General features: G+C 46.0%; 16 protein-coding genes. 4 read left to right on the top strand and 12 right to left on the bottom strand.

The window, feature by feature from the left end; all coding sequences use genetic code 11:
* Positions 1 to 228 precede the first annotated feature (228 nt).
* From DB398_RS15245 to DB398_RS15190, 12 genes are all read right to left on the bottom strand, one after another.
* Positions 229 to 1245 carry an LLM class flavin-dependent oxidoreductase gene (locus DB398_RS15245; protein ID WP_108425314.1) on the bottom strand — a complete coding sequence of 339 codons (1017 nt, stop codon included), beginning with the start codon at positions 1243 to 1245 and terminating at the stop codon, positions 229 to 231.
* Positions 1246 to 1282: 37 nt separating this feature from the next.
* Positions 1283 to 1552, bottom strand: a complete 270-nt coding sequence (locus DB398_RS15240) for an ArsR/SmtB family transcription factor (RefSeq protein ID WP_108425313.1) — start codon at positions 1550 to 1552, stop codon at positions 1283 to 1285.
* 174 nt (positions 1553 to 1726) lie between these two features.
* The gene (locus tag DB398_RS15235; RefSeq protein ID WP_108425312.1) at positions 1727 to 3205 is read right to left on the bottom strand and encodes a sodium:solute symporter family protein; all 1479 of its coding nucleotides are present in this window, start codon (positions 3203 to 3205) and stop codon (positions 1727 to 1729) included.
* 39 nt (positions 3206 to 3244) lie between these two features.
* Positions 3245 to 4189 (bottom strand): dihydrodipicolinate synthase family protein, encoded by a 945-nt coding sequence (locus tag DB398_RS15230; protein WP_199913419.1) that lies wholly within the window; start codon positions 4187 to 4189, stop codon positions 3245 to 3247.
* A 19-nt stretch (positions 4190 to 4208) separates the two neighbouring features.
* Positions 4209 to 5381: a sialidase family protein gene (locus DB398_RS15225; RefSeq protein ID WP_199913418.1), complete on the bottom strand. Its 1173-nt coding sequence runs from the start codon at positions 5379 to 5381 to the stop codon at positions 4209 to 4211.
* Between the two features lie 27 nt (positions 5382 to 5408).
* On the bottom strand, positions 5409 to 6536 hold the full coding sequence (locus tag DB398_RS15220; RefSeq protein WP_159076468.1) for an exo-alpha-sialidase: 1128 nt from the start codon (positions 6534 to 6536) through the stop codon (positions 5409 to 5411).
* 190 nt (positions 6537 to 6726) lie between these two features.
* Entirely contained in the window at positions 6727 to 8097 is a 1371-nt protein-coding gene (locus tag DB398_RS15215; RefSeq protein WP_159076467.1) for an arylsulfatase, read from the bottom strand.
* Between the two features lie 51 nt (positions 8098 to 8148).
* Positions 8149 to 9792 carry a RagB/SusD family nutrient uptake outer membrane protein gene (locus DB398_RS15210; RefSeq protein ID WP_108425308.1) on the bottom strand — a complete coding sequence of 548 codons (1644 nt, stop codon included), beginning with the start codon at positions 9790 to 9792 and terminating at the stop codon, positions 8149 to 8151.
* Between the two features lie 26 nt (positions 9793 to 9818).
* Positions 9819 to 12788, bottom strand: coding sequence for a SusC/RagA family TonB-linked outer membrane protein (locus tag DB398_RS15205; protein WP_159076466.1), 2970 nt, complete (start codon positions 12786 to 12788; stop codon positions 9819 to 9821).
* Between the two features lie 126 nt (positions 12789 to 12914).
* Positions 12915 to 13931: a LacI family DNA-binding transcriptional regulator gene (locus DB398_RS15200; RefSeq protein WP_108425306.1), complete on the bottom strand. Its 1017-nt coding sequence runs from the start codon at positions 13929 to 13931 to the stop codon at positions 12915 to 12917.
* Positions 13932 to 14096: 165 nt separating this feature from the next.
* The gene (locus tag DB398_RS15195) at positions 14097 to 15878 is read right to left on the bottom strand and encodes an L-fucose isomerase (RefSeq protein ID WP_262497753.1); all 1782 of its coding nucleotides are present in this window, start codon (positions 15876 to 15878) and stop codon (positions 14097 to 14099) included.
* Positions 15879 to 15922: 44 nt separating this feature from the next.
* Positions 15923 to 17593, bottom strand: a complete 1671-nt coding sequence (locus DB398_RS15190; protein WP_108425304.1) for a ribulokinase — start codon at positions 17591 to 17593, stop codon at positions 15923 to 15925.
* Positions 17594 to 17873: 280 nt separating this feature from the next.
* Between DB398_RS15190 and DB398_RS15185 the strand changes: the two genes are divergently transcribed.
* The 4 genes from DB398_RS15185 (at position 17874) to DB398_RS15175 (ending at position 22294) form a co-directional block, all read left to right on the top strand.
* A complete protein-coding gene (locus DB398_RS15185; RefSeq protein ID WP_159076465.1) occupies positions 17874 to 20783 on the top strand; it encodes a response regulator in 2910 nt (969 codons plus the stop codon).
* Between the two features lie 126 nt (positions 20784 to 20909).
* Positions 20910 to 21074 carry a hypothetical protein gene (locus DB398_RS18490; RefSeq protein ID WP_199913417.1) on the top strand — a complete coding sequence of 55 codons (165 nt, stop codon included), beginning with the start codon at positions 20910 to 20912 and terminating at the stop codon, positions 21072 to 21074.
* A 6-nt stretch (positions 21075 to 21080) separates the two neighbouring features.
* Positions 21081 to 21659 carry a lipocalin-like domain-containing protein gene (locus tag DB398_RS15180; protein WP_108425302.1) on the top strand — a complete coding sequence of 193 codons (579 nt, stop codon included), beginning with the start codon at positions 21081 to 21083 and terminating at the stop codon, positions 21657 to 21659.
* A gap of 14 nt (positions 21660 to 21673) precedes the next feature.
* On the top strand, positions 21674 to 22294 hold the full coding sequence (locus DB398_RS15175) for a hypothetical protein (protein ID WP_108425301.1): 621 nt from the start codon (positions 21674 to 21676) through the stop codon (positions 22292 to 22294).
* Positions 22295 to 22297: the final 3 nt, after the last annotated feature.

Genomic DNA, 22297 nt, shown 5'->3' with positions numbered 1-22297 from the left:
TGGCTTTTTTAAGGGTTCACTGGTTTAAAACCCTGGTTTTATGAGGTGTTTTGTAGGGGAAATCGCAGTAGTTGGATGATTTTCAGCAGCTTGAACAAATGGACTTTATCCCAAAAAGGCAATGATTTCTTCTTCCAAATTGATGGTCTTTCAATTCGGTTTCATGAAGAATTTTTAGTCGAAAAATGAACCAAACAAAACCGATTTGATCCTGTCAGAAAAGAAACTTTATTCCCCTGCGTTGATTTCGGTCATGATTTCCCCGAACAATTGGACGGATTTGATCCTGTCCGCACCATTGTACATGGTGGTCACACTTATGAGTTCGTCCACTTGGGTCTCCTCCAAAAAGTCCTGGATCTGTTTTTTGACGGTTTCTTTGCTCCCGATGAACGAATACCTTGCCATTTGATGGATTCTCGGGTGCTGCATGATCTCCTTCAGGTCGGAGGTCATTTCTGTGGGCTCCTCTATATAAGGTGTACTGGTACCCGATAGAATATTGATCACCAACCTTAAATTGGAGGTGTACAATCTTTCGGCCTCTTGGTCCGTATCGGCCACAAATACATTGATTCCTGCCATGACGTAGGGGTGCTGTAAGGTAGCGGAGGGTTCAAATTTGTTTCGGTAGATCTGGATTGCATCGTAAAAGTGCAGGGTGGAAAAATGGCTTGCAAAGGCATAGGGCAACCCTTTCTGGGCCGCTAAATGCGCGCTACTGGTGCTGGAGCCTAAAATGAAGATAGGCACATCCATGCCTTCGGCCAGCGTGACCCTTACCTTGGCAGCCCTGTTTTCCTTGGAAAAATACGTCTGGATTTGATCTACATCTTCGGGGAAGGAATGTGTTGCCTCTATAAACCCTGGCTTTATGGCACGTGTGGTTTCAGGGTCGGTACCAGGGGCCCTTCCCAACCCTAGATCGATGCGATTGGGGAAAAGGTGAGCCAAGGTCCCGAACTGTTCCGCTACGATAAAGGGGGAGTGGTTGGGCAGCATCACCCCGCCAGATCCTACCCTTAGCGTGGAAGTGGCCTGTGCCACATGGGCCATCAGTAGGGGTGGGACACTACTGGCTATGGCGGGCATGTTGTGATGTTCTGCAAACCACATCCGTTTAAAGCCGGCTTTTTCGGCCTTTTGTGCCAAAACCACGGTGTTGGCAAATATATCTCCCACACTACTTCCCTTACTCACGGTGGCCAGTTCCAAAATGGAATAGGCTATGTTCTTTACATTCATATATTTATATATGTCTATATGTTGTCTAAATCAAAAATCATAGTTTTTCCAAAGCCTTCAAATAGCTTTCCCATACATCCTTGTTCAGAGAATAGTAATAAAAGCGTCCCTCCTTTTGGGGTTCTATCAAATCCGCTTCCACCAATTTTTTGATATGATGGCTGATGGAGGGTTGGGAAAGGTTCAGAAAGGAAACAATGGTGCTGCACTCCAATTTGTCCTGACTGGATTGGATGGCCTTTAAAATCTTGAGACGGTTGACATCGCTCAGGGCCTTGGATATTTTTTCAACGCTTTTTAGGTTCAAAAGGAGAGCATATATTGATACATGCAAATATATCAATTAATCACCATTCCAGATGTTAAATCAATGCCAAACAAACAACAAAAGAGGCTGCCCTTTTGGGCAACCTCTTTATAAACTAAACTCAAAAACAACTAATGCCTGACTGCAGTGTACGTCCCTGTGCTGTTTGACGAATCAGTCCACATTAATTTTCTTATTACCGATCAATGACACCAAAAAGCCGACAAGAAAAATGGCTACGGTGCCAAAGACAATGGTCAAATAGGTATGGAAGCTATTCCCAAGTGATTCTGGTCCCAGAAAAATATTGGAAAGGCTCAACCAGAGGATGACGATCAGCCCGGCTATGACACCGAGAATCGCCCCAATGGAATTTTTATGTCTCGAAAAGATGGCCAACAGAAAAAGTCCCAGCATACCCCCACTGAATATGGAAGCCAGTTTCCACCATGCATCAAGGGCACTCTTCACATTGATCATGGCGATGGCGATGGCAATTCCCACAATACTGATCACAGTGGAAGAAATATAAAGCACACGCATGCGCTGTTTGTCGGTTACCGGTTTCTTTACGAACTTATTGTAGTAATCCGTAAGAAAGACCGTGGCGGAACTGTTGAAACTGGTGGAGATGGTACTCATCCCGGCCGCAAAAATGGAGGCGACGAGCAAGCCGCTTACACCGGCGGGAAGCACATTCACTATAAAATAAGGAAATACCCGATCGCTCATGTTTTCTCCCTGTAGCTCAACGGGCAACGTGGCGGCCGATTGGTAATAGGCGTAAAGCGCCGTTCCTATAAAAAGGAACAGTGCGGATATGGGCACATACAACAATCCTCCCATCAGGGCCGAACGTTGGGCTTCCTTGTCCGACTTGGACGCCATATACCGCTGCACATAGTTCTGGTCTATACCATAATTCTGTAGGTTGATAAAAATTCCGTAGACCAAGACCACCCAAAATGTTGGCTGGGAAAGGTCAAGGCTAAAACTGCCCAATCCAAATTTTTCATTGTCCAGGGCCACTTGAAAGACCTGTGAAGGTCCTTCGGGCATCGAGAAAAGGATGTAACCCACACATACCACTGCACCCGCGATCAAGATAATTCCCTGTATGGCATCCGTCCACAACACGGCAGAAATGCCCCCGAGCATGGAGTACAAGGTCACCACCAGCCCCGTGAGTATGATGATGGTGGTAATGTCCCATCCTGCAATGGCATTCAAGGTCAGAGCCAGTAGGTACAGTATGGTCCCTATCCGCATCAACTGGGTCAGCAAATAGCAGAACGAAACATATACCCTGGCCCAAGGACCATACCGTTGCTCCATGAAGGTATAGGCCGATGGGCTGTTCACCTTCCGGTAGAGGGGGACAAAGAACCGTGCCGCGATATAGGAGGCTATGGGCAGGGACAGACTGAACACAAAGGCGTTCCAATTGGACTGGTATGCATTGCCTGGCAGGGCCAGATAGCTGATACTGCTCACAAAGGTCGCAAATATGGACATCGTGATCACCCATCCTGGGATGTCGTTGTTCCCTACGGTGTAGGAAGAGGAGGTCTTGGTCTTTTTAAAGAAAGAACCTCCAAAAACCGCGATCCCCACGATATAAACAAAGAAAACGATGATATCTAATGTGTTCATTGAATTTTGGTTGGTTTGGTCAATCCATTTCCGTTGATGTTAGGATAGGATCTTGTTCAATTTTTTATTGATGAGTTCCAAATTGTTTTTGATCTGTTCCATTTCCTTTTCCAAGAAAGGTTTTAGGGGAGGTGCCAGATAGTTCCCACAAATGCCCAACAATGAAGCAGCTCCTTTCAATCCCTTCAAATAGCTTGAATCGAACCTACCCACGGTATAGAGCAATGAAGAGATTTCGAGAATCTGTCGTTGCAATACCTTGATAGTGTCAAAGTCGTGTGCAAGTGCTGCTTCGTACATGTGCACATAAAGTTTTGGAAAGAGGTTTGCACCCCCGTTCACCCCTCCATTGCCACCCATCAGGACCGTTTCGGCCATGATTTCCTCAGGACCCACAAATAGGGCAAAATCATCTTTCTTGATGGTGTATCTCAATTTCTGGAAATATACGGTGTTCGCTGAACTGTCCTTCAGCCCAATGATGTTTTCATGCTTGGACAAACGCTCCGCTGTATCGATGGACATGGATATCTTGGTCATGGATGGCATGTTATACAGAAAGATGGGAAGTTTGGAACGGTCGGCCAGGTCCCAGTAGAATTCATAGAGTTCCTCTTGGCCCAACTGGAAATAGAAGGGGGGTGCGGCCACCACGGCATCTGCCCCAAAATCATGGGCGAGCGATACCAGGTTCAAACTCTCCTCGATGGAAGTGTCCGTTATGCCCACCAGAATGGGGACCCTTCCATTCACATGACTGGTGGTCTCCTCGATGAGTTCCCTGCGGGTCTGGTAACTGAGACTGGTGGATTCCCCGGTCGTACCCAAGATAAAAATACCATGTACACCACCATCTATCATGTGGTCCACTAATCGTCTTGTTCCTTCATGGTCCAAAGTCCAATCGGACAAAAGCGGGGTCAGCATGGGGGGAATAATTCCGTGGATGGTCTTTGGGTTCTTTTGGTTCATTGGTTTGCTCATTTCTAACAGCGTTGAAAAATTACAGCTTTTGTGGATCGATCACCACGTGTTTTACGGTTTCTCTCAAATAGGTATAGGTAATATGGACCATGCCATCCGATGCTTGGATGACGGCAGGGTAGGAGTAACCCGCAGGATTTCCTGATTCCGCTTCCAAGGTCATTACAGGCTCCCATTGTTTTCCATCTTTTGAAATGGCCACGTTCAGCATATTCCTGTTGTTGGGTTCCTTTCCTTTTTTGGTGGTATGGTTGTACACCAACAATTGCGTCCCATCGGAAAGGGTGACCGCATCGGTGCCCGAATTGGGGTTGGGCAGTTCGGTGGCCGTCACTTTGCTCCATGTTTTCCCTTGGTCGGATGACCAGCTTTCCGCAACTACATCTTCCCGGGTCCTACAGAGCACCTGCATTTTTCCGTCGGCATAGGTCAGGATGCTGGGCTGTATGGCGTCAAATTCGATTCCATCATTGATAGGGCCAATCACTTCCCAAGTTTTTCCAAAATCCTTGGTCAGTTCAAAATGGACCTTCCAGAAAAGTTCATCATCATCGTTTTCAACCTCTGAACTGGAGGGACAGATTATGGTACCGTCCTCCAACTGTATGGGTTTGTTTTTCACAGGGCCCAATAAATGGCCCACTTTTTCATCGGTTCCCAATTTGGTGGGCTCAGACCAGGTCTTGCCATCATCGGTAGAGGTCATCAGCATGCCCCACCATTCACGGGCACTTGGCCCCACTTTATAGAACAGCATCAACGGACCTTCTTTGGGTTGGAAGAGTACAGGGTTCCAGGTGGGATATCGCAACGTATCATTTTGGACCCCATTGACGACCTCTTCAGGCCAGGTCCATTTCCCATCCACCAATCTGGATACCCGGATGCCCACATCAGGGTTTCTTTCGTGCGTTCCTGCAAAAAACGCACTGACCATACCCGACGGTGTCTCCACAATAGTGGAGGCGTGGCACTGAGGCGTGGGTTTGTTGTCCAAAGGATAAATGAGTTCACCCTTTACATAAGCACCTTCTCCAGGTTGTGCCAGCGGGGGCAAATGGAAGTTGCCTGTGATGTCATTGGCCACCTCGGTGGAATCGTTGTTTTGGTCTGTTTTGTTCGTCTTGTCCTTACAAGAGAGAAAAACAATGACCATCATAGGTAATAGGCCATGTAATATTCTTTTGATCATCTTCTAGGTTTTGTATGGGTTGGTTATCTAATTGAATTGTGCTGGGTCGAACATGGTATAGGCAATGTACCGGTATGGTTTGTCCTCTTTGGTGAGGGCATTGTTCCAGTAATATACCATCACAATCTTTCCATCTGCATTCTGGGTGATTCTAGGGTAGCCCGTATCCCGGTTTGCCCCGTCACCACAGCGCAGTGTGATCTCATCGCCCCAAGTTTCCCCATTGTCCTTGCTGAACCTAACGTGTACTCTGGAACCATATTCGCTTCGGAAGATATAGCCCAAGGCCAACCTGCCGTCCTTAAGTTTGGTCAATGCTGGTGGTGAACCACCTCTTCCGGTATAAGGAGTCGGGTCTTTCAGTCTTTTCCATGTCTTCCCATTGTCCGTGGAGCGGTAGGCGGATATGTAATCCACCCCATTTTCGGTACGGGTTCTTATAGTGGTGAACAATTCCGTGTCCGAAAGACGAAGGGAGGAAGGCATAATGTCGAAACCACCATGCTCAGGTGTGATCCATGATTCAAGGTTCCAGGAGAGCCCGCCGTCAGTGGTGCGTGCCAAAGCGACCCTTCCTTCTTTTCGGTTGGATTTTGCCGTGGTCACGAACAAGGTCATGGACTGTTTCCCATCCACAATATAATCGGTTCGGTTGGCTATTCCGGAAATGCCCAGATCAGGGAACTCAAAAGCACCTTCCCAAGATTTGCCCTTATCCATGGAATAGTAGAAATGGGAAGGGCCATCATCGTTATTGTGCCTAAGAAACGTCAGGATAAACCCAGGGTCGGTAAAATCCTTTATGGGCTTGGTCATGGGCACGGGCTTGACAGCTTCCTTCTCTGGAATGTAATTGTCATGGCCCCAGGCCTTCTGTCCTGCTTTGTAGGCATCGGAGATATTCCAGGTGGCCCCACCATCCAGGCTCCGGGCATATTTGTTCCGGGATGTTGAAATGTCATAGGTGTGCAGCCCTCTGTTTTCTGCATAGTAGGAGGCTTCCACAAAACCGATCAGGATTTCGTTGTCCCAGGTCCATATCCCGTGGTTGGCAGGCCAGCCGCCATATTTTCCGTCTTCATAAAATACCACGCCGTGCTGAACTTGATTTCCGTCCGTTTGTGCTGCGCCAAAAGTGACAAGGCATAGTGCCATTGATAATAGTCTTAGAGACTTTATCCTGACTCCTAAATTATTCTTGATTTTTTTCATTGTTTAGTTGAATTATCATATTGTTATTGTGCATTTAATTCTGGTCATTCCGTTTTAAAAGAGCAAGTTTTGAAATTCGGATCAAAGACAAGCATGAATCCCGAATGAGTGGGAAATTTTTTGTCCCATCTCTTTACTCCTTCATTTTCATGGGATAATCACTTGATGGAACGTATGCCTCTTTTATGAATGACTCGAGTTTTAATAGAACATCCTTTTCTTTTGATGCCAAATCGTTCTTTTCACCGGGGTCAACATTCAAATCATAGAGTTCCAGTTCAGTGCCTTGGCCATTTCGGACCCCCTTCCAATTATTCCATCTTACTGCTTGCATAAATATTTCCCGGGAATGTCCATAATCCCAATATAGATATTTGTGCAATGGCGATTGTTCTTTTCCCAACAATGTGGGCAATACTGATACTCCGTCAATCTCCCTTTCAAAAGGAAGACCTGCCATTTCAGCGGCTGTTGGCAAAAAATCCCAAAAAGCCCATACTTGGTCCGAAACCGTACCAGCCTTGATTTTATCTGGCCATCTGACGACCATGGGTATTCTAATGCCTCCTTCATACATATCTCGTTTGCCGCCTTTATATATTCCATTGCTATTGAAAAAATCAATGTCATGGAGCGTCGATCTATTTGGACCATTGTCGCTCGTGAAAAAAACAATGGTATTGCTGTCGAGACCCAATTGTTTCAATTTCTCCATGATCTGTCCCACGCTCTGATCAATCATATCGACCATGGTTGCATAGTTTTTCTCCACCTCGGGCCAATCTTTGGAAGCGTACTTTGCATTTGAAGGAACAATATGGGAATCTGCTGTTCGTTCATCGTAATCGGAAAAATGTGGCAACGTTAAGGATAGGTACAGGAAAAATGGATTTGACTTGTTGTCATCAATAAAATTGATTGCCTTATCCATAAAGATGTTATGTGTATATGCTCCTTTCTTTTCACCTCGATTTTCGAACAGTAGATCGATCTTATCATTTTCCCACATGTAATCGGGATAATAATAGTGGGCCTGATCCTGATTGAGTTGCCCGTAGTAGTAATCAAAACCTTGATAGTTGGGCACTCCCCAAGAACCAGGATTTCCAAGGCCCCATTTCCCGATTCCTCCAGTTTTGTAACCCGCTTGTTTCAATACTTCGGCAACCGTAAGATCATCTGGCAATAGGAAAACCCCATGAGGAATATTGTCCCTTACCCGATTATGGCCATTGTGCATACCCGTCATCAGGGAGGAGCGGGAAGGTGCACATACGGATGATCCCGCATAAGCCTGGGTGAATCGCATACCCTCTTGGGCCAGCTTGTCTATGTGGGGAGTTTCAAGTATTTCTTGTCCATAACAACCTATGTCACCAATACCTAAGTCATCAGCCATGATAAAAACAATATTGGGCTTTTGATTGACCTGCATCTGAGCTACCATCAAATTTGGTACTAAAAAGATCATACCCAGCAAAATCTTGATATATCTATCAGTCATATTGTTGTTCATTTTAAAGTTTGTATTAAACAACTTCACTTTTTAGATTGGTTAATAACCAGGATTTTGTGATAACTCAGCTCCAAAGTTGGCATCGATGGCCGACTGGGGAATGGGCCACAGGTTATGATAGTCCTGAATGGTACTTCTCCATTCCTCCTTTAAGCCATATTGTCTTACGCGCTCCACTAGAAGTCCCATTCTGATCAGAGTCTTTCTTCTTCTGCCTTCATACATGAGCTCCCTTGCCCGTTCATCCAAGATATAATCAATAGAGACATCCCCAGCAGCAATGGGTGTCGCATTGGATCTTTCCCTTAGGGCATTGATATCTTCCGCTGCCAGGTCGGGTTGTTCGTTCCTAAAGTAGGCCTCAGCACGCAATAGATAGGTTTCTGCCAATCGGTATACATAGACATCTTCCTGGGTGCGCCCGGAATTGTTGATGCCCTGCCAAGGAAGTCCCTCTATTTTCATGGGGTAAGGATACATGCTCCGCAATGAATCTTCAGCTACTGTTGGAGGCTGCGTGGGCTGTCCAAAAAATGCTGAGTTTGGGTTGTTGTAGACGAAATCGCGTCTAAAGTTGAACTTGGAGTTTCTGATGTCGTTCGCATCGTCCCAGATGTCATAAATGGCATAGTTGGTTCCCCTTACCCTTCCAACACCTCTGTTGAGGCTATCTGTTGGCACATTGGCCAAGCCATTGGGGTCGGATATCCTGACCAAAAAGGGAGCCATGTTCCTGATGGCCCTGTTTCCTCCCTGTGATCCGCCGCCACCTTCAACAAAGGGTTCAAATTGCCATACGTAAATGGATTCCATGTTCCCGGAGCTCCTGTTGAAGTTGCCAGTGGCAAAAAGGTCGGAATAGACATCGCCGGGTTGGTCCGCGCTCACTCCAAAACGGTTTTCCATCAGGTGGTAAAGGTCGGAGTCGATCACATTGGAAGCACTGGTGATGGCATTTTGATATTCCCCCAGACTGATATAGACCTCTGTGAGCAAATGGTCCGCAGCAGCCTTGACAATCCTTCCTTCTTTGGTCGAAGGTACGGTAGGGGGCAGCCATTGGGATGCAAACTCCAAGTCTTCCTTGGCAAACTCATAGACTTCTTGTCTACTTGCCCTAACATAATCAAACTTGGGAGAGGTCTCCACGGTCTCCACAATGGGTACACCGCCATAGAGGTTGGCCAAGAAATTGTAGGTATATGCCCTAAAGAACCGTGCCTCGGCAACAACGGCATTTCTTTCGGCCTCGCTATCCCAAATATCAGCTCTTTCGGGGTCGTTTGCATAGCTGATGATGATATTGGCCTGCGCGATCATCTTGGTGTACGCCCAGTTCCAGTTGGTGGCAACTTCTGGCGTCACAGGGGTCAAGTAGGACACCCAGTTCCGATAGGTGAAATATTCCGCCCCCGCATCTTCGGCCACATCTGTCCCAGGAAAGTTGGTGATGTAATAGGTGTTATCGTCCTGTACACATTCTTCACGGGCATTTCTTACCAAACCGATCAGGTAGGCTTCAAATCCGTTCTTGTTGCTCAGAACGGCATCGTCATTCAAGGAGGACAAAGGCCTTTCCTCCAATAGCTCATCTTCATTGCACGATGAGAGACAAAAAATCATGGCCATCGATGCAAAGAGCATCAATTTTCTATAGTCTGAAGATATTTTGAAAGTCAACATAATGTCTTTATTTATTTCTTGATTTTTTAAAAGGTAACATTCAATCCCAATGATATGGTTCTCGGCATCGGATAGATATCATCACTACCTTGTTCAACATCATACCCCTGACCGTTTTCAGGGTCTGAACCCAACCAATCGGTGAAGGTATACAGGTTTTTGGCGCTCAAGGAGACCCTTAGACTGGACAGTTTGAGTTTTTCCAATGTTTTTTGGTCAAAATCGTAGGCGAACGATACATCCCTGATCCGTACAAAGTCACGGCTCATGTACCAGCTGGTGTCCAACGGGTTGCTGTAGTTGAGCCCAGGTCTGTTGTTCGAGCGGTTCTCGGGGGTCCACCATCCAGCATCCAGCTGGTTAAGGCTCCTGCCGGGCACCAATGGATTGATGAGGTTGAAAGGCGCTTCCCATCCCAAAAGGGAGTTCACAAAAACAGACATGGAGAAGTTGCCCATCCTGAAATTGTTCCTCAATCCCAGGATATATCTTGGGTTTGTTCCCGAACCGACCACCGTTCTGTCATCAGGGGTAATCTCTCCATCACCGTTGAGGTCCTTGACCCTTACAAAGCCAGGTTCCGATCCTTCTGGAATATCAGTGTCACCTTCTTGGTAGATACCATCAAACACATAATCGTAGAAAGAGTTCACGGGCTGACCGATGAACCAGCTATTGGCCACACTGTCATCTTCCCTGCCATCATTGTCCAGGTCGGTGCCAAACAGTTTTACGATCTTGTTCTTGTTGAAGGAGAAGTTAAGGTTACTGCTCCATTCAAATTTATCCGTTTTTACGTTCACAGAGTTCAGCAACACTTCGATACCCCTGTTGTTGGTTTCTCCAATATTGGTCAATATGCTTGAATAGCCACCGGTCACAGGAATGCTCCTGCGGACCAACAGATCTTCGGTCTTGCTGTCGTAAAACTCCACGGTCCCACCCAAACGGCCATTGAACATATTGAAGTCCAAGGCAGCATTGGTGGTATAGGTAGTCTCCCATTTTAGGTCACTGTTGCCCAATGAAGAGGTGACCACACCCAAGCTACTGCTACCGCCATCCCCGAACACATATCTTTCGGTGTCGGACAAGCTCAAGGATTGGTAGGGGGAAATGGCTTGGTTACCCACCGCACCATAAGAAAGTCGCAGTTTCAATAAATTGATGGCCGAATCTTCTTTAAAAAAGGGTTCGTCAGAGATGATCCACGCAAAGGCTCCGGAGGGGAACGAAGTGTATTTGTTGTTTTCTGCGAACACGGAGTTACCATCCCTTCTCGTGGTCAATGTGAACAGGTAACGGTTCTTGAATCGATAGTTCAAACGTCCCATATAGGAGACCCCTTCTGTCTTTTGGGCAAAAGAGGAGTTAGTGGTCACCGAACCGAGCGAAAGGTCGCCGTAGCCCAGTCCGTCTATGCTCAATTGTTCGGCCGAGGCAGTGGTGGTCTCATATTCCGTGTGATTGCGGCTATAGAGTAAGGTAAGGTCAAAGGCATGGTCCTCACCAATGGATTTGGTATAGGTGACAATGTTTTCCATAAGCCAGTCATAATCGTTCCGGTTGAATTTGGAAGCACTGGTAAGGTTTTCCGTATAGTTGGGGTCTTGTCGCATGTAATTGTAGTTATGACTCCATCTCACATTGGGGGAAAAGTTCAGTCGATAGCTTAGGTTACCTCCAAAAAGACCCGTGTTCAATTCCGTGTAGAAGTTGCTGAACAGGTTGTTGGATATTTCCTCATTGTCCGTAAAGTAGGCTTGCCAGATAGGATTTTGAACAGCTTGTTCAGAAGCCACTGGGAATCGGGTAGGGCTACCATCTTCATTAAAGAAGGTGCCGAAAGGACTTGACCTGTAAGCGTTTCTTAGGCCACCTTCAACTCCCGAAAGGTCACGCCGGGTATAAATGGCGTTGACACCCAGTTTCATCCAATCCGTAAGACGAAAATCCAAATTGGTTCGGAAGGTCAATCTGTTCTCCTCATCATTGTAGACAAGTCCTTTATTGTTGCTAAAGGACGAGGATACGTAATAATTGAGGCTTTCCGAACGCCCGGATACATTCAGGTCTATGGAATGTATGGCCCCTTGTTGGGAGACTACATCCCATGGATTTGTGGTGTTGCCGTTGAGGTAGTTCTCCGCTTCTTCAGGAGAGAGATAGTTGGCGATGTTTGCAGGGTTGGCTTCTTGGCCAGTCTGGCTTCTCCAATCCAATCTACGCTCCAAATAACGTTCTGGGCTCAGCAATTTGATTTGGTTTGCAGCTTCTGAGAGGCCCGTAAAAACATTTAGCTTCACAGAGGGCTTGTCAGAGGTTCCTTTTTTGGAGGTCACCAAAATGACTCCGTTGGCCGCCCGGGAACCATAGATGGCCGTGGAACTGGCATCCTTAAGGATGTCTATGGTCTTGATGTCCTGTGGGTTGATGTCGTTCAAACTTCCATTGAAGATGATACCGTCCAGTACAACCAAGGGATTGTTCTCCCCGCTGAGGGAGTTCTGGCCCCTGATCAGGATACTACCGCTCTGACCTGGTCGTCCGTCGCCAATGAACTGGACACCGGCCACCGTGTTCAACGATTGGGTGATGTTCACGTTGGGGAGGTCCTTATTGACTTCTTCCAGATCTATGGAAGATATCGCACCGGTCACGTTCCTTTTGCTCTGTGTTCCATAACCGACAACGACGACCTCGTCCAATTTGCTGACATCCTCGACAAGGATGACATTGACAACGGATTCATTGTTGACTGGAATCTCTTGGGTCAGGTATCCGATGTAGCGGAAAATAAGTGTTGCATCGTCCGAAGGGACCTCGATACTGTAGTTTCCATCAAAGTCGGATATGGTACCGGTATTGGTTCCCTTTACCAAAATACTGACCCCTGGAAGGACTTCCGAGGTGTTTCCCTCGGTAACGGTTCCTGTCACCGTTTTTTGTGACCAGGCTTCGGTCATGGAAGCCAATGCCACAAGGAATAGGCACATCAATAAGCGAATTGATGGTTTAGTTTGTTGTTTCAAATTTTTAGTGTGCATGTTTGGTGGTGTTAAGTAGTTATGACATTCCTTTTTTATTTAAACGTTTAAGCATATGTTGAAAAAATTTACATTCTAAAGTTCCGACTCCACGCCGGTTTCAAGTTTGGTTTTAAGTTGTATTTTTTGGTATTTCTTGCCCTTCCCCTCAATATCATCAATGAGCAAGGACAGTGCGGTTTGTCCCATTTTTTTGATCGGTTGGTTCATATAGGGTATAAAATTTTCCAGAAAGTGGTAGGTCGAGTTTTGGTCAAAGACAATGACATCCACCTTTTTTAGGATGTCCCTGTCCATACTCAGCATTTGTCGAAGCCCCTCTTCGGCCAAGGTATTGGTTTGGAAATAGATGGCATCCACCGGTTCGTTGCTGAAAAGTTCGTTGATGGCTTTTTTCATGTCCTTTTTTGGGGATTCCCGATCTATTTTCACCACAAGCTTTTCGTCCAGGGCCACTCCGGCCTGTTCAAGGGCCTGATAGTAGCCATCACACCTGTCCGCAAAGTGGGCCAGTTTGGATTTATAGGCCACCGTGGCGATTCTTTTGTGTCCTTTCTGGATCAAGTGGTCCGTAGCTGATACCGAAGCGGCAACGTTGTCAATGATGACGCAATTGGCTTCCATATCCTTAAAATATCTATCTATCAGCACAACACTTGTTTTTTGTTTCAATAAGTTTGAAATGGAAGGCTTGGAATCCTGTGGTGGGGCAATGATAAACCCATCCACTTGTCTGCTCAACAGAAATTCCAGCACCTTGTCAAACTTTTCCTTTTTTTCATCCGACGAGCCAAATATCACTGTATAGTCCCGTAGAAAAGCCTCGTCTTCAATCACTCTTGCCAAATTGGAAAAGAAGGGGTTTGAAATATCTGCCAAAATGACCCCAATGGTCTTTGTTTTGTTGGTTTTTAGACTTCGGGCATTTAAATTTGGCTGATAGTTCAACGCTTTGGCCGCTTTTAGGATTTTTTGGGCCGTTTCCTCCGAAACCCTATTTTCCTTTCCTTTTCCGGTCAATACATAGGAAACCAATGGGATGGATACGCCTACTTCTTTGGCAATATCTTTTAGTGATACCTTTGGTTTCATGGTTGCTTTAACGTTTAAACAAACGTAGAAAATAATTTAGTAACACACAAATAAAATTTTGCGTTTCGGTAAAAAAGATTGCTTCAAATTGCCAAATCCATTATTTTCCCGTTGTTTTTTTATCACCTCAATCATTGGTTTCCTAGTATTGATGCAAGAATTTTATTAATACAAAGGGCCATAGTTGTTACAGGCACGATAGTCCGCCGATTCCTCATGCATGCCAAATGAGGCCCAATCCTTGGGTCTGAAAATCCGATCTTCCTCAACATTGTGCATGTTCACCGGGATCCGCAACATGGAACAAAGGGTGATCAGATCATGTCCAAAATGTCCATAGCTGAACGCACAATGGTTGGCTCCCCAATTTGCCATTACGGAATAGACATTTTTAAAGGGCTTGCTATCGTTCAGTTTGGGAACGAACCATGTGGTTGGCCATGTAGGGTCGGTTCGAAGATCTAAGGTATTGTGTACCTCTTCCGGAAGTTCCACGGTCCACCCTTCGGCAATCTGCATCACGGGTCCTAGGTCTTTGACCATATTGATTCGGCATATGGTGACCGGCATACCTCCCTTGGTCACAAAATGGGAGGAATAACCCCCTCCTCGGAAGTATTCGTACATCGCTGGTGGCCAATCGGTCGCGGCCAGACAGTCATCCACTTCATCTTGGGAAATTTCCCAAAAGGGTTTCATGACGGGATTCCCATCCTTGGTCTGCCTTCCTGTACCATCCAAGGTGGAGGAGCCTGAGTTGATCATATGGATGATGCCATTGGCCGCCCTTCCCTCCAAAGTATGCCCGGTCACTCTTTTTACAGATTCTGGACTCCAATAGGTCCTGACATCGGAGAACATTTGGGCCTGATTGGTGAGCAGGTAGCCGAACAACATGGACACCCCATTGAGGCAGTCATTTTCGGTGGCCATGATGAATGGTTTTCGGATTCCGTTCCAGTCGAAGGAAGAATTCAGCAAGGCCTCCATGAAATCCCCGTTCGGCATATAATCGTTCCATTGCCGTTGGCCTTGGAAGCCAGCTGCTATGGCATTGTGGCCCAACGCTTCTTCCCCAAAACCATTATCCTTTAAAACAGGATTTCCGATCATGAGGTCCCTGCATATCATCGTCATTTTTACAACGATTTCCCATTCCTCATCCATGCGCTGTCTGGTCTTATGGATGCGTTCCGGATTGCGGTTTTTGCCTTCCACACAGTGCTCTTTGACCCAAACAAGGGCCTTTTGGAATTCCTCTTGATCAAAGATATTGTGCTCTAACCTTCGGTTTACCTCGCTCATGTCCACATACTCGTTGCGCATGCCCAAGTAGTCCTGGAAAAAGCCTTCATTGACGATGGAACCTGCAATGCCCATGGACACAGAACCGATGGACAAATAGGACTTGCCTTTGAGCTGTGCCACCACAAGACCCGAACGGGTGAACTGCAGTAGCCGTTCCTCAACATCTTCGGGAATGTCCGTACTGTCGATGTCCTGGACATCCACACCGTAGATGCTGAAAGCAGGTAGTCCTTTTTGGACATGGCCTGCCAAGGCGGCTGCCAGATATACTGCCCCTGGACGTTCTGTACCATTGAATCCCCAAATGGCCTTGGGTCGTGTAGGGTGCATGTCAATGGTTTCGGTGCCATAGCACCAACACGGCGTTACAGTAATGGAAAGGCCTACACCTTCCTTTACAAATTTTTCCTCGCAAAGCTGGGCTTCGGGCACGCGACCTATCGTAGAATCGGAAATCACGCACTGGACCGGACTGCCATCTGGATATTTCAGTTTGGCGGATATCAGTTCCGATACCCTTTCGGCCATGTCCATGGTGGTCTTTTCCAAGGATTCCCTGATACCGCCCAAACGGGCATCGATCACGGGCCTTATCCCGACTTTGGGAAAGGTTTTCATTAGGTTGTCAATTTTTGTCATATCGATGTTTTTAATTTTTATGTGCTATTTGGAATGAAAACAATTCAATGGTCCTGGTGTTCCACAAATCTTCCAAAATCAGTGTAGCGTAGGTAGAGCTGATGGTATTTCTGGACATTTTCGGGAATGGGAAGGAACTCTTTCATGAACCCAGATCCCATGGTCTTTTGGGCTTCTTCAAAAGAGTTGTGAAGCTTACAGGCTACGGCGGCGGCCATCGCGGCCCCAAGGGCCACAGGCTGTTCGGCCTTGGCCACCTTGATGGGTTGGTCAAGCACATCTGCCAGCACCTGCATCACAAAATTGGATTTGTGCGCCACACCGCCTATGGCAATGATACCCTCTATCTGGATATTCTGTTCTTTGAAATGCGCTATGATTTTTTTGGACCCAAAAGCGGTGGCTTCCACAAGGGCACGGAACATGGCCGGTGCTGTGGTGCCCAAGGTAAGACCGGTGAACCCACCTTTTAGGAGTTGGTTGGAAAATGGAGTCCTTCTACCATTCATCCAATCCAATGCAATGGGACCAGTTTCGGATAGGGGAAGTTTTTCTGCTGCCATGCCCAGTTCGGGCAATAGATTACTGGTCACCTTATCGATAATGGTTTGTTTTATGGGCCCATCGATGTTTCTATCCTTTTCGAGGATATGGAGCAGCGGCCAACCCAATACTTCCCCGAACCAAGCATAAATGTCCCCAAAAGCAGCTTGTCCTGCCTCAAAACCGATCCTGTTGGGCAGAACGGATCCGTTTACTTGTCCACAGATACCTTCTACAGGTCCATTTACGGTTTCTTTTGGTGCCACCAGCATATCGCAGGTCGAGGTGCCCATTACCTTGACGAGCCAACCATCCTGTATTTCTCCACCAATGGCCCCGATATGGGCGTCCAATGACCCCACTCCCACAATGGTGTTGGCTGGCAATCCAAATTTCTGTGCCCATTCTGGTGAAAGTGTCCCGGCAATGGCATCCGAGGTAAAAGTGGACTTGCCTATCCGTTGGCGAATGTCTCCCAGGCTTGGTTCGAGCTTCTTAAAGAAATCCACAGGGGGCAAACCGTCCCAGTCTTCGTGCCACATGGCCTTGTGCCCTGCAGCACACCTACTTCTTTTCAGTTCCAAAGGATCGGTTTGTCCCGTGAGTAGGGCCGTGAACCAATCGCAGTGCTCTACCCAAGAGAACAACTGATCTTTGACGTCCGTATCGTTTCTGAGGACATAGATGAGCTTGGCCCAAAACCATTCGGAGGAATATTCGCTTCCCATGTACTTGGTATAGTCCACGGAATTTTCCTCCCGGCATTTTTGGTTGATTTCTGCTGCTTCCCCAATGGCAGAGTGGTCCTTCCAAAGGAAGAACATGGCGTTGGGATTGTTGGCAAAACCTTTTTTCATGGAAAGGGGAGTGCCCTCCCTGTCCACGGCAATAGGGGTACTGCCCGTACTGGCAACCGAAATTCCATTCACTGCGGACAAATCATCTTGATCTAGTTGTTGAAGGGCTTCTTGCATGGCCAGTTCAAAACTTTCGATGTGATCCAATGGGTGTTGGCGGAATTGGGATTGACCGGGCTGGCAAAAAAGACCATCGCCCCATCGTTTGAAACGGGCACTTCCCGTGGCCAATATCTTGCCATCAAATGCATTGACGAACTGTACCCGAACCGAGTCAGTGCCAAAATCGACCCCAATTGTATTTTTCTTTGTCATTTTATAGTATTCGTAAAAATAACCATTTGCTTTATCGATTAAGCAAGATTATGCATTAATTTTTTAACTTCAAAGAAAAAGAACATTAGATCTGTAAATTATAATGTCCCGAGATAGTCATGGTGTTCAGCGGTTTTTTAAGCCGTTTAGTATTCTTTTTGCCACGCTTTTGACTTATTACTAATGACTTAAATGAATTTATGTAACTTTAAAATGTTACAGTTCTACAGGCATACCAATGAATAATATCGTAGCATTGTCTCTTCATCAGAGGTATCGTATGAAAACAATTTTGGTCATTTTATATCTACTGCCATTGTCGTTATTGGCTCAGCATGAGTCCAAACTGGACTCGCTCAACAGGGCATTTGAGGAAGCCGATCAAATAGAAGAGAAGGCAGAGACAAAAATAGAGATGGTGGAGATTTATCTGTTCATGGATAGGCAGAAGGCAAAAAAGGAGATAGAATATGTGTTGGAAATGGGAACCCGAGAAGATTGTGCCAGATGTCTTGCACTTGGTCATTATTATTATGGACACTATTATTCCTATGAGGGAAATATTGAACAATCCATCGACCAATATGAAAAAGCCGCTGCCTTTTCCTTGGAGGCAGGGGATACATACTTGCACAGAAAATCCAAGGCATGGATGGCCCAGGATTATGTGAGTGACAAACAATATGAAAAGGCAAGTAACATCCTTAATGATCTTATAGATGAAGTGACGAATGATGATGATAAAACAGGGATAGAGGACAACTATTTTCTATTGGCAATAATTGATTATGAAAGGGGATTTTTGAATAAGGCCATTGAGAACTACATCAATGTGGAAAAAAATATACAGCCCAATAATCCACATGCGGATGTATACAGGTTCAAGGTCTATAACAATATTGCCCAATGCTATCGTGAACTCAAAAAGTATGGAAATTCACTACAATATATCGATGAAGGATTGGAAATGGCCCAAAAAAAGAAGGACACATTTAATGTGATGAACCTTCTGCTCAATAAGGGTATCACAGAAATCGCCATGGACAGTTCCCAAATAGGTACAAAGCACTTAAAAGATACTTATGCGTACTTCTTGGCAATAGAGGATAAAGATTTTCAGGCTAGCAGTGCACTGTTCTTGGGAATAGGATATCAGAAACAGGATAGTTTGCGGCACTCAAACATTTTTTTGGAAAGTGCCGAGAAAATCTACTTGGAGTTGGGAGATAGTCTTGGCCTGGCCGAAACACTTTCAGCCAAGGCTGTGAACAACCTTATATTGGGAAATAAAGCGATGGCACTGGAACAATCAAGTAGGGCATATGGACTGGTCAGGCATAGAGAATTCACCCCGATTCAAATTGCAGTTTTGGAAAACCATCTTAAAGCATTGCAGGAAAATGGGGACTTGGAAGGGGCAGTTTCATTGTTCAGGGTCAGAGATTCACTCCAAGCCATCCTAACCGATAGGATGGAAGCTGAGAAGTTCTATGAACTTGAAACCAAATACCAGACCGATAAAAAGGAACAGGAAATAAGTTTGCTGTCGGCCCAGAACCAACTATCGGAGCAACGCCGAAAAAACCAACAATATCTGTACGCCGGAATCTTGGCTTTGTTTCTGGCCTTGGCGGGGATATTGTTCTTGGGTTATAGGAACAAGTTGAGGACTGCGCACAAAATGAAGGAGTTGGCCGCACTTAAATCCCAGTTCTTTGCAAATGTATCCCACGAGTTCCGAACACCTCTTTCCCTTATCAAAAGTCCTTTGCAGCAGCTTAGGGCCAGCACTGGCAAAACATCAGAGAGGCAATTGGACCTTATTGATGCCAACACCGACCGTATGTTGGAGTTGGTGGATCAACTTTTGGAACTTTCAAAAATTGAGGGAGGTCACGCAGGGATCATTCTGAAAAAGGGCAATGTGTCTACTTTTCTGAACGCTCTCCTGGACCCTTTTGTATTTCAGGCCAAAGAAGAAGGCACCCCATTTAAGGTTGAAACCGTAGCTTCGGAAGAACTGAACTATTTTGACAGGGATATCCTAAGCAAGATTGTGGTGAACCTTCTTTCCAATGCCTTTAAATATAGGGAAAGTGGGCCAGTGGTTTTTGCATCAAAAGTGACCAATGAAAAACTTGGACTGGAGGTAAGCAACTTCAACAGCCAAGTAGTGGAAAAGGACCTACAGAATTTTTTTGAGCGATTTTACCAAAGGGAAGGTACTTCTGTTGGATTTGGCATCGGATTGGCTTTGGTCAAGGACCTGGTGACTTTGTGTGAAGGCACGGTCCATGCCCATCTGGACAAGGGAAGAGTGGTCATTTCGGTGGAAATGCCCCTGAAAAAAGAGCTGAAAAAAGCATTGGTCATTGAGGAAAGCGTCGCTACGGTGCCCATTGCCAAAATGCAGGCTCATGACGTGGAAAAGGATGGAATGCCTATCCTTCTCATAGCCGATGACCACCCGGACATACGTGCCGTTTTGCGGGATATTTTTGAAAATGACTTTACCATACTGGAAGCCGCAGATGGGGAAAAGGCCTTTGAACTCGCCCAAAGGGAAATCCCGGATATCATTATCTCTGATGTCATGATGCCCAAAATGGATGGGTATGCCTTGGTACATCAATTGAAGGAGGATGAAGTCACGGCTTCCGTACCGGTGGTTTTGCTCACCGCAAAAGCCGGTGATGAGGCCCATCTGAAAGGACTGCAGACCCAAGCGGATGGCTACCTTACAAAACCCTTTAACCATGAAATTGTGAGGACAGTGGTGGTACAGCTCCTTCAGGAACGCAAGAAGTTGCAGGAAAGGTACAGTCGTGAACTTATTTTGAGACCAGTGGACATTGCCGTGAACACGGCCGATGAGCGATTTATCCAACGTCTGGAAACCGTAATGGAAAATAAACTCACCAATCCCGATTTTTCCACTGATGATTTTGCATCACAGATGAACTTGAGCCGTATGCAGCTTCACCGAAAGCTCAAATCCCTTCTTGGGGTCTCTGCTACGGAATTCGTTCGCAATGAGCGGTTGAAAGCGGCTGCAGAGCTTCTCAAGAACCCTGAACTTACCATAGCCGAGGTGGCCTACAGTTCCGGTTTCAATGAAGTGACCTATTTCTCCAAATGCTTCAAGGAAGTCTATGGGCAATCTCCCTCTGCCTTCCGGAAAAATAGCTGATATTTCTTTCGTCCTTTCCCAAAAGGGTCCCATTCTCAGTGGGGTTCCCGCCTATGTTACATACTGACATACCATCTGTTACATAATTTCAAGTGGTTGTCCAAGTCCTCCTATAGCTTTGGATAGATGAAAGCACGCAGTGGCAAACCCTTGCACTATAAAGGGGATACGGACCATCTACCAGATACCAGAATATATCTGAACATCAAGTATCTGGACAAAGGTCGATATGAGTTGAACATCATGCACAAGAACAAGTTGATAAAGAAGATACACTTCAATAAAAAATAATCTGATATGAAAAATAAAGGATTGGTACTTCTATTTCTAGGGATTGCTTTTATGGCTGCCACACAAGGGGCAGAAGCCCAATTTCTCAAGCGTTTGGGCAAGAAGACCACAAAAGCGGCGGAAAGGGGAGTGGAAAACACCGTGGAACGCAAAGCGGAGCAAAAAGCGGAGGAGGGAACGGACAAGGTCATAGAGACCGTGTTTGGGGTGCCCAAAAAAGTGGTGGACAAAAATGGGGACACTCCAAGTACCAAAAGTCTTGAAGGTACATGGTATTATGAATCTTTGGAAGGCGTTCCCGGGTTCGAGAGCCTGAACGAATGTGGAAAAAAGTCGAGCATTACCTACTCAGGCACCAATTATCATGTCCTTTTCTATGACAACGATTGCAACCTGTTGACAGACAGTGGTGGCATCTTTGAGTTGGAAGGTGATATCATGACGATAACTGCCATTGCTGAAGATGAAATGGGTACGACCAAGATGAGAACTACCCAGACGATTCTGGAACACGGCCAAGATCACCTAATCATAAAAGATGACCTTACCGGTGCCGTGGTAAACTTGACCAAAAGTGAAGAATAATCAACTGTAATATTATGAAATCCAAGAAAATTTTGATCATTGTTTTTGGCCTACTACTGTGTTTGGGTTGTGGGCAATCAGGTAAAAAGGAAAGAGATGACACCTCCGAAGGCGAGGTGGAAACCACTACCCAAGAGGTTCCTAAAGGGAACAAATTCGACCTAGAGCAAAAAGGGGACTACACAAGGCTTTATGCCTTCAGTACCGAATGTAAGATAACACCAGAGGAAGTTGCGGCAATATACGGCATCCCTACCTGTAATTTAAAGGAGGTTTCCAATGGGCCGAGCGGAGAAAAGGGGTATGGATGCAGCTACATCATTACGCTCAATGATGGGACCGAGTCCGTTTTTGGCCAGACCTTGTTTGAAAGGTCCTTGGCGGATGTGCAATCGGAAATCTCCAATTGGCAAAACGGGACCTATGAACAGAAATTTCTACGGACAAGCAATTCGGGGGACCACTATATCTGGAAACACCCCAACCAAGGATATTTTCTCCTGTACAATCCCAATTATGCCAATGGCATCAAAATCCAGTATAAAACACTCAGGAATACAAAGGAACAAAGGGAATACCTCGAACAAAAGGGCATACAGGCCATCGATTATTTGATTGAAAAATATAAGAGTTAGTAC

The sequence above is a fragment of the Flagellimonas amoyensis genome, from assembly GCF_003058265.1.
GTDB lineage: Bacteria > Bacteroidota > Bacteroidia > Flavobacteriales > Flavobacteriaceae > Flagellimonas > Flagellimonas amoyensis.
This window is presented reverse-complemented; position numbering and strand designations above follow the sequence as displayed.